The organism is Methylobacterium sp. NFXW15 (assembly GCF_049887755.1).
Lineage (GTDB): Bacteria > Pseudomonadota > Alphaproteobacteria > Rhizobiales > Beijerinckiaceae > Methylobacterium.
In genome coordinates this window covers 166,291-179,720 of record NZ_JAGEKG010000007.1, presented here as the reverse complement: position 1 = coordinate 179,720, position 13,430 = coordinate 166,291, and the positions used below count along the sequence as shown (strand labels likewise).

Sequence of the window (13,430 nt, the reverse complement as noted above, 5' to 3'; positions counted from 1 at the left end):
GGCTCAAGCCAGGGCCTCCTGAAGAAGCTCTGCCTCCGCTTCGGCCAGAATCTCGTCCGCCCCCTCGCCGTAGACCCGCTCGCGTCCGATCTCCAGCATCACGGAGACGGATAACGGCGACACCCGGTCGAGGGCGCGATGGATGATTCGCCCCTGGATGCGCTCTAGCATCATGCCGAGGCGTCGAACGTCGAGGAGTCCGGTTGCCGCATCCTGCCGCGCGGCGGCGAGCAACAGGTGGTCGGGCTCGTGCTTCCGCAGCACGTCGAAGATCAGGTCGGTCGAAATCGTCACCTGCCGCCCGGTCTTCTTCTGCCCCGGATGGTGGCGCTCGATCAGCCCGGCGATCACCGCACACTGGCGGAAGGTCCGCTTCATCATGGCCGATTCATCGAGCCACGCTTCGAGGTCGTCGCCGAGCATGTCCTCTCCGAACAATTCGGCGATGAAGTCGGGGTCGAAGGCCGCGCGCTCGGACACGTCGCGGGTCGTCCAGATGGCGATACCGTAATCGTTGGCCGCGAAGCCCAGGGGCCGCAGACCCGCCCGCTCCAGACGTCGCGTGAGAAGCATCCCCAGCGTCTGGTGCGCGAGCCGTCCCTCGAATGGAAAGGCGGTGAGGTAGTGTCGCTTGCCGCGCGGGAAGGTTTCGACGAGCAGGTCGCGCTCTCCCGGCAGGACAGAGCGGCGGCGCTGCTGGAGCAGGTAATCACCGATCTGCTTGGGCAGCCGGTCCCATTCGAACGGGTCGGCGATCAGCGCCCGCACCCGCGCCGCAAGAAAGGTCGAGAGCGGGAATTTCGAACCGGCATAGGACGGGATCGCCGGATCGGTGCCCGGCGGCGCGCGCGTGACGAGGGCTTCATCCTCGGCCAGCCCCTCGAAGCGCAGGGTCTCACCCGCGAACAGGAAGGTGTCGCCCACGGTCAGCGTATCCGCGAATTCGTCCTCGATCTCACCGAGCACCCGCCCGGTCTTCGGCAGCACCGTGCCGGGCTTGTTCCGCAGGCTGCGGCCGAGGCGGACCTTCACGCGGGCCGCCTCGACGATGGTGCCGACATTCATGCGGTAGGCTTGAGCGGTCCGTGCATCCCGCACCCGCCACAGCCCGTCCGGCCCGCGCAGGATCTTGGCGAACCGCTCGTAGGCGCGCAGCGCGTAGCCGCCGGTCGCCACGTAGTCGATGACCTGCTCGAATCGCTCCCAGGGGAGCCAGGAATAGGGGGCCGCGGAGACGATCTCGTCATAGAGGTCGTTCGGATCGAAGGCGTCGGCGCAGGCCATGCCGAGGACGTGCTGGGCCAGAACGTCGAGGGCCCCCTCTCGGGCATCGGGCGTGTCCTGTGCCGCCTCCTCGACCGCGTCGAGGGCCGCTTGGCATTCCAGCATCTCGAAGCGGTTGCCGGGCACGAGATAGGCCTTGGACGGCTCGTCCATCCGGTGGTTGGCTCGGCCGATCCGCTGCATGATCCGGCTCGCTCCCTTCGGCGCGCCGACATTCACGACGAGATCGACATCGCCCCAGTCGATGCCGAGATCGAGGGTCGCGGTGCAGACGATGGCCCGCAGCCCCCCCGATGCCATGGCCGCTTCGACCCGCCGCCTCTGCGCGGCATCGAGGGAGCCGTGATGGATGGCGATGGGCAGCGTGTCCTCGTTGAGGCGCCACAGTTCCTGGAACGTGTATTCGGCTTGGAGCCGCGTGTTGACGAAGACCAGCGTCGTCCGGTGCTCCTTGATGAGGTCGTAGATCGCCTCCATCGAGTGCCATGCGGTGTGGCCGGAGATCGGCAGCGACCGGCCGAGGTCGAGCATGTGCAGATCGGCCCGCGCTCCGCCCGCCACGACCACGAGGTCGGCCATCGCCGGAGCATCGGCCTTTTGGGGCACGAGGTAACGGCGCAACTCGTCCGGCTCGCGAACCGTCGCGGACAAACCGATCGAGACGAGATCGGGACTGAGCTTGTGCAGCCGGGCCAGGGCCAGAGACAGGAGGTCGCCGCGCTTCGACGTGACGAGGGCGTGCAACTCATCGAGCACCACGCAGCGGAGGTTGGCGAAAAGGTCGGCTGCCTCGCGGTGAGCGATCAGCAGCGACAACTGTTCCGGCGTGGTCAGAAGGATGTCGGGTGGTCGGCTGATCTGCCGGGTCCGCTTGTGGGAGGGGGTGTCGCCCGTGCGGGTCTCGACGCGGATCGGCAGATCCATCCCGGCAATGGGCGATTCGAGGTTGCGGGCGATGTCGACGGCGAGCGCCTTGAGGGGCGACACGTAAAGCGTGTGCAGGCCGGCTTTCTTGCCCTTCGCGGTATCACGCCCGGCGAGCGAGACGAGGCTCGGGAGGAAACCCGCCAGGGTCTTCCCGGCTCCGGTTGGGGCGACGAGCAAGGCCGAGCGCCCGCCCCGCACGAGGCGGAGAAGGTCGAGCTGGTGGCTGCGGGGCTCCCAGCCCCGCGCGGCGAACCACGCCCGGAAGACGGGAGGTAGGTCGTCCGCCGCGCCGCTCAGGCGAGGGCCATGAGGAAGCGGTCGATCAATTCCAGGGCGCGCTCGCTCATGGCGCCCGGATAGCGCACGAAGACGTGGCATCCGCCCGGATAGACTGCCGTGTGCCCCCCATTTCCGGCTGCCGCCCAGCGCGACGACATGTAGAGCGTGTCGTCGAGCAGCGGATCGCAGGTGCCGACCGTGAACAGTGCGGGCGGCAGGCCCTTTAGGTCTGCGTAGATCGGCGACACGTCGGGACGGCGACGGTCGATGCCCTCCCGCACATAGCCGTCGGCGAAACGCGTCAGATCCTCGGTGTTCACCACGAGCCGTTCCGCACCCCAGTTGCGCACAGAGGGGGTAAGGCCGAGATCGAAGAAGCCCGCATTCAGGTTCGCACCCCGGAAGGCGCGGCCGAGCCCGTGCCGATCGCGCAAGCGGAGCATCACCATCACGGCGAGATGAGCGCCGACCGATTCGCCACCGATGGTCAGAGCGTTGACGCCGAGTTCGGCCCGGCCCTTCCCCGCGAGCCAGAGGGCGGCGGCCTCGCAATCGACGAGGGCGGCGGGGTAGGGGTGCTCGGGGGCCAGCCGGTATTCCACCGACAGGGTGATGAAGCCACAGGTATCGGCCACCCGTTCGAGCCACGGATCCTGCTCGTCGGCCGAGCCCCAGATCCAGCCGCCGCGGTGAATGTGAAGATAGGCACCTCGCAGCTTCGTGCCCGGCTTCGGGCGGATGCAGCGGAGACGCAGCGGGCCTTCGGGTCCGTCGATCGTCAGCCATTCGGCACGTGCACTGCGCGGCATGGCCGGGGAGGCCTGGGTCCCGGCCCTGCGGCGGGCCCGTACCTCTTCGATCGGCAGCGTCCAGGGGTCGGGCTGCGCGGCATGGGCCGCGACGATCTCGGCATTGAGCCGTTTCGTCTCGGGATCGATCGTCGCCGGGTCGAACAGGGCGTGGTCGATCATTCTCTCGTCTCTGTCGGGCGGCGAGGTCCGGGCAGCCTGCCCTGCATCTTGGCGCGCGCCCTTCTGCTTGCCATCTGGGGCGTTGCGGGGAAATCCGCCATGGACGCGGATGTCGCCGCCTTTCGCGCCACTGTGGTGCAGCGGCCACGGTTATGCCCGCTTCAGCGGTGATGCAAAGGCGCCAGAGCGAGAGAGACGATGTTGCTCGACCAAGACCGCCGCAATCCGGGCGCCCGGCCCGGTGAGCCGCCCCATGCTGCCTACCGAACCGGAATGGCCCCCTCCGCCATACGGCGCTTCCTGGGCGGCTCGCCCATGGGCGTGTTCCTGCGCCTCCTGTTCCTGTCGGTGCTCGTCGGCGCCTTCATGTCGATGCTCGGCGTCACGCCCGGCCTGCTGTTCTGGCGGGTGGTCGATTCGGTGCAGGACCTGATCTACCTCGCCCGGACACAGCTGAATGACGTGGCGGGATGGGTGATCGCGGGCGCAATCATCGTCGTGCCGCTCTGGCTGCTCTCACGGCTCTTCGCGGTTTCCCGCTGAAGACGCCGGGTAGCCGTGCGTTAGCGCACGGACGAAGCATCACGCGTGGCGGGAGGGCTGAGGCTCGATCCGCCCGCGGGATCACATCGTGACCATCTCAGCCGCCGCCCCCATCAGCCATCGCCGCGTGCTGACGCTCGCGTTGCCGATGACGCTGGCCAACGTGACGACACCGTTGCTCGGTTTCGTCGGAGCGGCGGTGATCGGGCGCCTGGGCGATGCCGCCCTGCTCGGCGCCATTTCACTCGGTGCCGTCATCTTCGATGCGATCTTCTGGTCGTTCGGCTCCCTGCGGATGGCGACGGCGGGCCTGACAGCGCAGGCGGTGGGCGCGGGCGACCGCGCCGAGATCGACCGCAGCCTCGCGCGTGCCCTCACGGCCGGGGCATTGGCGGGCGTCGCCATCGCCCTGCTGCAATGGCCCATCGGGCTGGCGGCCTTCGCGGTCAGCGGGGCGAGCCCGGCGGTGGTCGCGGCCCTCTCGAGCTACTTCCACATCCGAATCCTTTCCGCACCCTTCGTGCTCGCGAATTACGCGTTGCTCGGCTCGGTGCTCGGCCGGGGTCGGACGGATCTCGGCCTCGTGCTTCAGGTCGCGATCAACCTCATCAACATCGCGCTCACGCTGGCTCTGGTCCTCGTGGCCGATCTCGGCATCGCGGGCGCCGCCTTAGCGGCCCTGGGCGCGGAGGCAGCGGGCCTCGTGCTTGGGCTTTTCGTCGTCACGCGGCTCGGTTCACATCCGTTCCGGGTGCCTCTTGCAGAAATTCGCGACGCGGCGGCCCTACGCAGAACGCTCAGCGTCAATGTCGACGTCATCCTACGGACGCTCGCGATCATCGCCGCCATCGTCGCGTTCTCGGCCCTCGGCGCCCGTCAGGGCGACGTGATCCTGGCGGCCAATGCCGTCCTGTGGAATCTCTTCATGATCGCCGGGTTCTTCCTCGACGGCTTCGCCACGGCGGCAGAGACCCTCTGCGGTCAGGCCGTTGGCGCGCGGGACGAGGCCCGTTTCCGGGCGGCGGCCTCGCTCAGCCTGCGCTGGTGCCTCGGCTTCGGTCTGGCCGTAAGCCTTCTGGCCCTGGCGGGCGGGCCAGCCTTCATCGATTTCGTGACGACGAACGGGACCGTGCGAGACGCGGCGCGGGCCTTCCTGCCGCTCGCAGCCCTCGCGCCCGTCGCGGCGGCCGCAGCCTTCGCCTATGACGGCATCTATATCGGCGCGACCTGGACGCGGGCGATGCGCAACCTGATGCTGATCGCGCTGGCAGCGTTCGGCTTGGCCATCGCCGCGACGCAAAGCGTCGGGCTCGGCAATCCGGGTCTCTGGATTTCGTTCGTGATCTTCCTCGCCGCGCGGGGCGTCGGACAGGCAATCGCCTATCCGAATCTCGCCCGCCGGACCTTCCGCACGGCCTGAGTCCGCTTCAGCGCGGATCCTTCCACGAAGTCGCCGATGCCGATGCGACCGGGGCCGCGCGCGGGATCGTCGCCTCGGCCCGGCGCTGCGGCGCCCGCCGCGCGGTGACGACGCGGCGATTGCGGCGGACATGGCGACGACCGCCACGCTCCGTCGAATTTCCGATGACGCCCCCGATCACCGCCCCGGCGACCGCCCCGATGGGCCCGCCGACCAACGCGCCCGCAACGGCGCCTGAGCCGACCCCGAGGGTCGTGCGGCTTTGCGCCGAAGCCGCCTGCGGCAGGGCAAGGGCGGCGGCGAGCGCCAGGATCGGGAGAGTCCGTCTCATCAAAAGGTCCAAGATTGCACTGCGTTCGCCGGGGCTTAGATTCTGCGACCGTGACGAAACCACGGCCGTGAATGGCTCCCGCGCCGGTGTCAAACCTTTCGCGTCCTCAATATCGGATGCGAAACACTGATGGCCTGGTTGGCTCCCTGGTCTAGTGTGCGCCGCAACGCGACCACACCGGCCCGAGTATCACGGGGCCGGGCGATGGAGCGATGAACGGACAAAGGCGGCCGACGGCCGCGAGGGAAGGATCTCGACCGATGGCCACGCTGACCGATCTCCGCCTGCGCCGCAGCGTGCTGTACATGCCGGGCTCGAACCAGCGCGCCCTGGAGAAGGCGAAATCCCTGCCGTGCGACAGCATCATCCTCGACCTGGAGGATGCGGTCGGGCCGGAGGAAAAGGATACCGCCCGCGAGCAGGTCTGCGCAGCGGTGAAGAGCGGTGGCTACGGTGAGCGTGAGCTCGTCATCCGCGTCAATGCGCCCCAGACGCCCTGGGGCGAGGCGGACCTGCATGCCGCCATCGAGGCCAAGCCCGATGCGATCCTGATGCCGAAGGTGTCTTCCCCAGCCGTTCTGGAGAGCATCGCCGACCGCCTCGAATCCCTGGACGCGCCGGAAAGCATCAATGTCTGGGCGATGATCGAGACGCCGGCCTCGATCCTCAACATCTACGAGATCGCCAAGGCCAAGCGCGATCGCCGTAACCGGCTGACGTGCCTTGTCCTGGGCACCAACGACTTGTCCAAGGACACCTGGGCCAAGATCGTCCCCGGCCGCGCTCCCATGTTGCCCTGGATGATGACCGCGCTGGCCGCCGCCCGCTCGGAGGGGCTAACCATCCTCGACGGCGTGTTCAACGACATCTCAGACGTTGAGGGTTGCCGCGAGGAGTGTCGCCAAGCGCGTGACCTCGGCTTCGATGGCAAGACGCTGATCCACCCCAACCAGCTCGAGCCCGCCAACACCTCCTTCGCCCCCACGGAGGAGGAAGTGCGCCGGGCCAAGATGGTGATCGAGGCGTTCGAGAAGCCGGAATACGCCAAGCGCGGTGCCATCAAGCTCGAAGGACGCCTTTACGAGCGCCAGCACCTCGCCATGAACCGCCGCGCCGTAAACTGGTCCGAGGCGATCCAGGCGAAGGGGTACTAGCCCTCCGCCAAGGCTCGCGCGTCGCGGCCGACGTAGGCCGCGACGGAGCTTCCACCCTCGGCGCGAACCCGCTCGGCAAGGCCGCGCTTGATCCGCCCGACAAGGCCCGGTCCCTCGTAGACCAGCGCCGAGTAGAGCTGCACGAGGCTCGCCCCCGCTCGGATCTTGGTCCAGGATGCTTCGGCCGAATCGACGCCGCCGACGCCGACCAGAGGGATCGACGCGCCGACGCGCAGGTAGGTCTGCGCCAGCATCCGTGTGGCGGGGACGAAAAGAGGCTTGCCGGACAGGCCGCCCGTCTCCTTTGCGAGCGACGCCTCCCGCAATGTGGCGGGACGGTCGATCGTGGTGTTCGAGACGACGAGGGCCTGCACGCCCCGGCGCAGGGCGGTCGCGCAGATCGCGTCGAGGGCGTCGAGGGCCATGTCGGGCGCGATCTTCAGGAGGATCGCGGCGTTGCTCCGTGCCTCGTCGCGGGCAGCCACGACGCGGGCCAAAAGCTCATCGAGGAAGGCCTCGCCCTGCAGGTCGCGGAGACCGGGCGTGTTGGGCGAGGACACGTTGACCGTGACGAAGGCCACATGCGGCACCAGGGCCGCCGTGCAGGCGGCATAATCGGCGAGCCGGTCGACCGATTCCTTGTTCGCCCCGATATTCACCCCAACGATGCCCGGCCGGTCGGCCCGTCGCGCCAAGCGAGAGGCCACGACGGAGAGCCCTTCGCTGTTCAAGCCGAAGCGATTGATCACCGCCCGATCGGCGGGGAGCCGGAACACGCGAGGCTTCGGATTGCCCGGCTGCGGCCGGGGCACGACCCCCCCGACCTCCACGAAGCCGAAGCCGAGACCGAGCAAGGCATCGGGCACCCGTGCGCCTTTGTCGAACCCGGCGGCGAGGCCGATCGGATTGGGGAATCGCCGTCCGATCACATCGACGGCGAGGCACGGATCGTCAGCGGGCGGCGTGGCGGCGGGCAGGGCCGCAAGGGCGCGGATCGTCAGGTCGTGGGCACGCTCGGCATCGAGCCGGTGCAGCAGGGGCCGCACCAGGGGAAAGGCCGCATCGATCATGGCGGAAGGATTCCCTCCGGGAAGCTGTGGCGGCCATCGGGGCCGAGGGGCATCTCCTCGACCGACACCACGGCCGAGAGCGGCAAGTCGCCATAAAGATGCGGGAACAGGTCTCCGCCCCGCGAGGCTTCGAAGCGAAGCGAAGAGCCGAGTCGGTCCGCATCGACGGCGACGAGGAGTAAGTCGTCCTGTCCCGCGAAGTGTCGTGCGGCGGTCTCGGCCACCTGGGCGGCGGTGGAGAAGTGGATGAACCCGTCCGCGAGGTCGACGGGCGCCCCCGTGAAGCGGCCCCGGCCCTCGGCTTCGCGCCAAAGCGCGCGCGGGCAAATCTTGTAAATGAGCGACATGCTTATGGTCCCGGCGGGCGTCGGATAGAGGCCGCATCATCCTGCTGCAACAGGTGCGAACGCGGATGCCAGTCTTTCCGAACGGTCACTTGGGTCTCGATTGCAATTGGCGGACGGTAGTTCTAGTTTCCTAGATGTAGGCTGCTCGTCTCAAACCAAGCCGACTCTCGGGTCGTGTCCGGTGCGGATCCCTGCGGCCAGGGTCTCTGGACCGGTCTGACCAGACTCGGCGGGTCGCATGCTGTCGCACGAACAGATTTGGAACGCCATCGATCGCCTCGCCGAGCGGCATGGCTATTCGGCCTCGGGGCTTGCGCGCAAGGCCGGGCTCGATGCCACGAGTTTCAACCGCTCCAAGCGCGTCGGCGCCGATGGGCGCAAGCGGTGGCCCTCCACGGAATCGATCTCGAAGGTGTTGGCCGCGACGGGCGCGAGCCTGGACGAATTTCTGCGCCTGATCGAGGCCCGCGCCGTCCCGGCCCGGACCATGGTCCCGCTGATCGGCCTTACCCAGGCGGGATCGGGCCGCGTCTTCACCGACGACGGCATGCCGACCGGCGGCCCCGGCTGGGAGGAAATCGAGTTTCCCGATCTCGGCGAGGAGCGGGCCTTTGCCCTCGAAGTGCAGGGCGATTCGATGATGCCGCTGTTCCGTGACGGCGACGTGCTCATCGTGTCCCCCACGGCAAGCGTGCGCAAGGGCGATCGCGTGGTCGCCCGTCTTCATGGCGGCGAGGTGCTGGCGAAAGAATTGCGGCGGCGTACGGCGCGGACCGTGGAACTCGCCTCGCTGAACCCCGAGCACGAGGACCGTGTGCTCAACATCGGCGAGATCGCGTGGATGGCCCGCGTCATGTGGGTCCGGCAGTAGGCTCTCGCTCCCTCGACCGGGGCGGCGGCTGCCGCTATCGCTTTCCTCAGACACGGACGGTTTGGCGAAGGCGGGAATGGCGCAGCCCGACACGGATCTCGACGCGGCTGCCCGCGCGGTGCTGAACGCCCTGCCGACCCCGAGCCTTATCCTCGGTGCGGACGGCACGATCCTGTGGACGAACGCGGCCTTCGACGCTCTGACCGGTCATGCCGGAGCTGCGCTGACCGGCAAGGGGCTCGATGCCTTGAGCTGCCCTGGGCTGTCCGGGGCCGATCCGAACCAGGACGCTCCACAGGAATTTCTCGCCCGGCGAGCGGACGGCGCGACCTTCTGGGCCAACCTGACCCTCGCACCGTCCCCTGGGTCTGACTGGCGGATCGGACAGATCCTCGATGTGACGGCCCGGCGCGAGGCGGAATCGGCCCTCGCCCTGTCCCGGCAGCGCGAGGCACTGGGGCTTCTCACCAACAGCGTCGCGCACGAATTCAACAACTTCCTGCAGATCCTGATCGGCTACATCGACGGGCTGAAGCGACGCCTCGGCGACCGGCCCGAGCCGTTCATCCAGCGGGCGATCTCGCGCTCCGCCGACGCGACCGAGCGCGCCGCGATCCTCACCCGGCAGCTTCTGGCCTATTCCCGACGCATCGCACCGGATGTCCGCCCCGTCGATCTCGACGCGCTCATGGCCGATCTCGGCGGGCAGCTATCGGGGGATCTGCCGCCGGGGATCCGGCTGGCGGTGATGCCGACACCGGGCCTACCGCGCGCCATCACCAACCCGACCCAGATCGAGTTCGCCCTTCGCCAACTCGTCGCCAATTCCTGCGAGGCCATGCCGGGCGGCGGGACGCTGACCCTGTCCACCTTCCGCATTGAGCCCGGCGACCGGTCGCTTCAGAACCCCGGCGCGGGTGCGGTGGGGATCGTCGTAGCCGATACCGGGCACGGCATGTCGCCGGAAATGCTGGCGCGAGCGCTCGCACCGTTCCAGACCAGCCGAGAGGCGGGCCGAGGTGCGGGCCTCGCCATCGTCCATGGATTGATGAAGCGCCAGAACGGCACGATGTCCCTCGACAGCGAGCCCGGCGGCGGCACACGCGTCCGTCTGGTGCTGCCCGCAGCGCCCGATCGCGTGCTTCACTGACGCGGCGCACTGCGCAGATGCGGAAGTGGCGGACTAAAATCTTCGCCCAACCGTTACCACCTTATCGTCGGCGGCTTTCGCCGCCGGTTCGTCTTCAGAGGCGTTTCATGTCCGTTACTTCTTCGCGCGGCCGGCGCAGGGCGGCCCTTCTGGCGCTCGCCGCAGCGCTGACCGTCGCGGCCCCGATCGTCGAGGCTCGTCCCGGCGGCGGCGGATCCATGGGTTCGCGCGGCTCTCGCACCTACACCGCTCCCTCGGCCACACCGACCGCACCGGGCGGTGCGACGACAATGCAGCGCAGTCAGACCGCCCCCTCGCCGGGCATGAACAACCCCGGCATGGCCAATCCCGGCATGCAGGCTGCCCGTCCGCGCTTCGGCGGCGGCTTCTTCGCGGGCCTGCTCGGCGCGGGCCTGCTCGGGGCCCTGCTCGGCGGCGGCTTCTTCGGTGGTCTCGGCGGCATCGCCTCTATGCTCGGCCTGCTGCTTCAGGTCGGCCTGCTGATCGGTGTCGTGATGCTGGCGATGCGGTTCTTCCGCCGCCGCAACGAGCCTGCCGCAGCCTCCTACGCCCGCAACGCGTCGGATGGCCCGAATCCTGGCATGGGTGGCCCGGTGGGTGGCCCGCTCGGGGGCGGCAACGCCGGACCGAACGCCGCGCCGCGCCAGCCGCAGATGCGTCAGGTGCAGATCGGCCCGAACGATTATCAAGCGTTCGAGCGCCTGCTCAGCGACATTCAGGACGCGTATTCCCGTGAGGATCGCGTCACCCTGTCGAACCTCTCGACCCCGGAAATGGTCGGCTACTTCGATGAGGAGCTTCAGGGCAACGCCTCGCGCGGCGTCGTGAACCGCATCTCGGACGTGAAGCTGCTACAGGGCGACCTCGCGGAAGCCTGGGGCGAAGATCGTACCGATTACGCCACGGTCGCCATGCGCTACGCCCTGAAGGACGTGACCGTGGAGCGGGGCAGCGGCCGTATCGTCGCCAACGGCGATCCGGAAGCGACGGAGCTCTGGACGTTCCAGCGTCAGCCCGGCCGGGGTTGGGTGCTCTCGGCGATCCAGCAGACCAAGCGCTGAGATCACATCAGGCCGGTGCCCTCAGGCACCGGCCTTTTTTCTGTCTGCGTCCCAGGCATTGGCGAGGGCGACGAAGCCCTCGACCGGGATTTCCTCGGCCCGCGCCGTTTCGAGGATTCCGACCGTGGCCAGCAGCGAGGCCGGATCGGAGGTGAGGGCCTTGAGGCTCTGCCGCAACATCTTCCGGCGCTGGCCGAAGGCCGCCCGCGTCACCGCCTCCAGCGCACCCGCCCGACAAGGCAGGGGCGTGGCGCGCGGGACAAGCCGCACCACGCTGGACGTGACCTTCGGCGGCGGCACGAAGGCCGAGGAGGCGACATCGAACAGGATCGATGCCTCAGTCCGCCAGCCGCACAGCACGCCGAGGCGTCCGTAATCCGCCCGCTCCTCGGGCGTCGCGACGATGCGCTCGGCCACTTCCCGCTGGAACATCAGAACGGCGCTATCCCACCACGCGGGCCACGTCTCGCCGGAAAGCCAACCGGTGAGGAGCGCGGTGCCGACATTGTAGGGAAGGTTGGCGACGATCCGCGCCGGGCCGTCTCCGATCAGGGGCCTCGGGTCGAACTCCATGGCATCGGCATCGATCACGTCGAGCCGACCCGGATAATGAGCCGCGATCTCAGCAAGCGCCGGGAGCGCACGAGGGTCACGCTCGATCGCCACCACGCGTCCCGCCCCCTCCGCCAGCAGCGCGCGGGTGAGGCCGCCAGGACCGGGGCCGACTTCCACAACCGTCACGCCTTCCAGCGAACCGGCGGAGCGTGCGATGCGGCCCGTCAGGTTCAGGTCGTAGAGGAAGTTCTGGCCAAGGGCCTTCTTCGGTTCGAGGCCGTGGCGTGCCACCACCTCCCGCAGGGGCGGCAGCCCGTCGGATGCGCTCACAACTCGTCCTCTGGATCGAAATGGCGTGAGCCCGCCGGGCGCTGCCGTCCGGCATAGACGCTGGCGGGAGCGGGCTCCTGTTCCGGAACGGATGTGAATCCCGCGAGCCGCTTCGCCAGACGAATGGCGGCGATCAAACTGTCCGGCCGGGCGATGCCTTCGCCCGCGATGTCGAAGGCCGTGCCGTGATCGGGCGAGGTTCGCACGAAGGGTAGGCCCAATGTGACGTTCACTCCGTCATCGAAGGCGATGGTCTTGATCGGGATCAGTGCCTGATCGTGGGTCGGAGCCAGAGCGACATCGTAGCCGGCGCGGGCACGGGCGTGGAACAGGGTATCGGCGGGCAGCGGCCCCCGGATATCGATGCCCTCCGAGCGCAGCCGCGCCACCGCAGGCGTCAACACGTCCCGGTCCTCATGCCCCATCGTCCCGGCTTCTCCGGCATGCGGGTTGAGTCCGGCGAGGACAAGGCGTGGCTCAGGCAGACCGAACCGTTCGCGCAGATCCCGCTCAACGATGCGGGCGGTCTCCTCAACGAGGTCCTGGGTCAGCAGATCGGGCACGGAACGGAGCGGAACGTGGATCGTCACCGGCACGACCGCCAAGGTCTCGCTCCAGATCATCATGACCGGGCGGGGCGGCGTGACGCCGGGCGGCACCGCGAGCGCTGCGAGGAATTCCGTGTGGCCCGGATGCGCGAAGCCTGCGCGGGTGAGGACGTGCTTCGCGATGGGGTTCGTGACCACGGCTGAAGCGCGCCCGTCCTTCACCCAGGAAACGGCAGCGCTGATCGACTCGATCACCGCACCCGCATAGGCGGAATCCGGCATGCCGGGCTCGGCCGTAACCGGTGTGCCGCTCGGCAGGGGAACGACCGGCAAGGCGCGGGGGAATACCTCGGCCGCCGTCTCGGGATCGACCTCCGCCACCGGCACGAAACGGCCGAGACGCAAAGCCAGGCGCTCGAAGAAGGCCGGGTCGCCGACGACAAAGAAGGGCGGCAGCGGGTTCGGGCCGCCACGGTCGAGCCACGCGGCGAGCGCGAGTTCCGGGCCGATCCCGGCGGGATCACCGAGGGTGAGGGCGAGAGGTAGCATGGGGCCCAGTATCGCGCCC

At 68.7% G+C, this 13,430-nt stretch carries 13 protein-coding genes; 6 read left to right on the top strand and 7 right to left on the bottom strand.

What is annotated here, in order from left to right; translation table 11 throughout:
- Nucleotides 1-3: 3 nt before the first annotated feature.
- Both J4O73_RS17180 and J4O73_RS17175 read right to left on the bottom strand, forming a co-directional pair.
- Nucleotides 4-2,589 carry a ligase-associated DNA damage response DEXH box helicase gene (locus tag J4O73_RS17180; protein WP_426219241.1) on the bottom strand — a complete coding sequence of 862 codons (2,586 nt, stop codon included), beginning with the start codon at nucleotides 2,587-2,589 and terminating at the stop codon, nucleotides 4-6.
- Entirely contained in the window at nucleotides 2,505-3,461 is a 957-nt protein-coding gene (locus J4O73_RS17175; RefSeq protein WP_378974621.1) for an alpha/beta hydrolase, read from the bottom strand. The genes J4O73_RS17180 and J4O73_RS17175 overlap by 85 nt, the downstream gene beginning before the upstream one ends.
- 198 nt (nucleotides 3,462-3,659) lie before the next feature.
- On the opposite strand from J4O73_RS17175, the gene J4O73_RS17170 reads away from it, so the two are divergent.
- Together J4O73_RS17170 and J4O73_RS17165 are read left to right on the top strand one after the other, a co-directional pair.
- On the top strand, nucleotides 3,660-4,004 hold the full coding sequence (locus J4O73_RS17170) for a DUF6460 domain-containing protein (protein WP_426219239.1): 345 nt from the start codon (nucleotides 3,660-3,662) through the stop codon (nucleotides 4,002-4,004).
- A gap of 148 nt (nucleotides 4,005-4,152) precedes the next feature.
- Nucleotides 4,153-5,424: an MATE family efflux transporter gene (locus J4O73_RS17165; protein WP_426219410.1), complete on the top strand. Its 1,272-nt coding sequence runs from the start codon at nucleotides 4,153-4,155 to the stop codon at nucleotides 5,422-5,424.
- 7 nt (nucleotides 5,425-5,431) lie between these two features.
- Here the strand turns inward: J4O73_RS17165 and J4O73_RS17160 are convergent, their stop codons facing one another.
- Nucleotides 5,432-5,755, bottom strand: a complete 324-nt coding sequence (locus J4O73_RS17160) for a hypothetical protein (RefSeq protein WP_378974616.1) — start codon at nucleotides 5,753-5,755, stop codon at nucleotides 5,432-5,434.
- A 260-nt stretch (nucleotides 5,756-6,015) separates the two neighbouring features.
- Here J4O73_RS17160 and J4O73_RS17155 point away from each other — a divergent pair, with 260 nt between their 5' ends.
- A complete protein-coding gene (locus J4O73_RS17155) occupies nucleotides 6,016-6,909 on the top strand; it encodes an HpcH/HpaI aldolase/citrate lyase family protein (protein ID WP_426219236.1) in 894 nt (297 codons plus the stop codon).
- On the opposite strand, the gene J4O73_RS17150 is transcribed toward J4O73_RS17155, so the two are convergent.
- Nucleotides 6,906-7,979 (bottom strand): quinone-dependent dihydroorotate dehydrogenase, encoded by a 1,074-nt coding sequence (locus tag J4O73_RS17150; protein WP_426219234.1) that lies wholly within the window; start codon nucleotides 7,977-7,979, stop codon nucleotides 6,906-6,908. The genes J4O73_RS17155 and J4O73_RS17150 overlap by 4 nt on opposite strands.
- Complete coding sequence (locus J4O73_RS17145) at nucleotides 7,976-8,326, bottom strand: DUF952 domain-containing protein (protein WP_426219232.1); 351 nt, start codon at nucleotides 8,324-8,326, stop codon at nucleotides 7,976-7,978. Before J4O73_RS17145 ends, J4O73_RS17150 begins: the two co-directional genes overlap by 4 nt.
- 238 nt (nucleotides 8,327-8,564) lie before the next feature.
- On the opposite strand from J4O73_RS17145, the gene J4O73_RS17140 reads away from it, so the two are divergent.
- The 3 genes from J4O73_RS17140 (at nucleotide 8,565) to J4O73_RS17130 (ending at nucleotide 11,429) form a co-directional block, all read left to right on the top strand.
- Nucleotides 8,565-9,197 (top strand): S24 family peptidase, encoded by a 633-nt coding sequence (locus J4O73_RS17140; protein ID WP_378974609.1) that lies wholly within the window; start codon nucleotides 8,565-8,567, stop codon nucleotides 9,195-9,197.
- Between the two features lie 76 nt (nucleotides 9,198-9,273).
- A complete protein-coding gene (locus tag J4O73_RS17135; RefSeq protein ID WP_426219229.1) occupies nucleotides 9,274-10,347 on the top strand; it encodes a two-component system sensor histidine kinase NtrB in 1,074 nt (357 codons plus the stop codon).
- Nucleotides 10,348-10,454: 107 nt separating this feature from the next.
- Nucleotides 10,455-11,429, top strand: a complete 975-nt coding sequence (locus J4O73_RS17130) for a TIM44-like domain-containing protein (RefSeq protein ID WP_426219227.1) — start codon at nucleotides 10,455-10,457, stop codon at nucleotides 11,427-11,429.
- Between the two features lie 21 nt (nucleotides 11,430-11,450).
- Here J4O73_RS17130 and rsmA read toward each other — a convergent pair whose 3' ends face one another.
- On the bottom strand, nucleotides 11,451-12,314 hold the full coding sequence (gene rsmA, locus J4O73_RS17125; protein WP_426219225.1) for a 16S rRNA (adenine(1518)-N(6)/adenine(1519)-N(6))-dimethyltransferase RsmA: 864 nt from the start codon (nucleotides 12,312-12,314) through the stop codon (nucleotides 11,451-11,453).
- Nucleotides 12,311-13,411 carry a 4-hydroxythreonine-4-phosphate dehydrogenase PdxA gene (pdxA, locus tag J4O73_RS17120; RefSeq protein WP_426219224.1) on the bottom strand — a complete coding sequence of 367 codons (1,101 nt, stop codon included), beginning with the start codon at nucleotides 13,409-13,411 and terminating at the stop codon, nucleotides 12,311-12,313. Before pdxA ends, rsmA begins: the two co-directional genes overlap by 4 nt.
- Between the last annotated feature and the right edge of the window lie 19 nt (nucleotides 13,412-13,430).

What these genes read in the sequence shown, in the direction of transcription:
- J4O73_RS17180 (WP_426219241.1), bottom strand. Translation starts at nt 2,589, where the DNA reads ATGCCACGTCTTCGTGCGCTATCCGGGCGCCATGAGCGAGCGCGCCCT.
- J4O73_RS17175 (WP_378974621.1), bottom strand. Translation starts at nt 3,461, where the DNA reads ATGATCGACCACGCCCTGTTCGACCCGGCGACGATCGATCCCGAGACG.
- J4O73_RS17170 (WP_426219239.1), top strand. Translation starts at nt 3,660, where the DNA reads ATGTTGCTCGACCAAGACCGCCGCAATCCGGGCGCCCGGCCCGGTGAG.
- J4O73_RS17165 (WP_426219410.1), top strand. Translation starts at nt 4,153, where the DNA reads ATGACGCTGGCCAACGTGACGACACCGTTGCTCGGTTTCGTCGGAGCG.
- J4O73_RS17160 (WP_378974616.1), bottom strand. Translation starts at nt 5,755, where the DNA reads ATGAGACGGACTCTCCCGATCCTGGCGCTCGCCGCCGCCCTTGCCCTG.
- J4O73_RS17155 (WP_426219236.1), top strand. Translation starts at nt 6,016, where the DNA reads ATGGCCACGCTGACCGATCTCCGCCTGCGCCGCAGCGTGCTGTACATG.
- J4O73_RS17150 (WP_426219234.1), bottom strand. Translation starts at nt 7,979, where the DNA reads ATGATCGATGCGGCCTTTCCCCTGGTGCGGCCCCTGCTGCACCGGCTC.
- J4O73_RS17145 (WP_426219232.1), bottom strand. Translation starts at nt 8,326, where the DNA reads ATGTCGCTCATTTACAAGATTTGCCCGCGCGCGCTTTGGCGCGAAGCC.
- J4O73_RS17140 (WP_378974609.1), top strand. Translation starts at nt 8,565, where the DNA reads ATGCTGTCGCACGAACAGATTTGGAACGCCATCGATCGCCTCGCCGAG.
- J4O73_RS17135 (WP_426219229.1), top strand. Translation starts at nt 9,274, where the DNA reads ATGGCGCAGCCCGACACGGATCTCGACGCGGCTGCCCGCGCGGTGCTG.
- J4O73_RS17130 (WP_426219227.1), top strand. Translation starts at nt 10,455, where the DNA reads ATGTCCGTTACTTCTTCGCGCGGCCGGCGCAGGGCGGCCCTTCTGGCG.
- pdxA (WP_426219224.1), bottom strand. Translation starts at nt 13,411, where the DNA reads ATGCTACCTCTCGCCCTCACCCTCGGTGATCCCGCCGGGATCGGCCCG.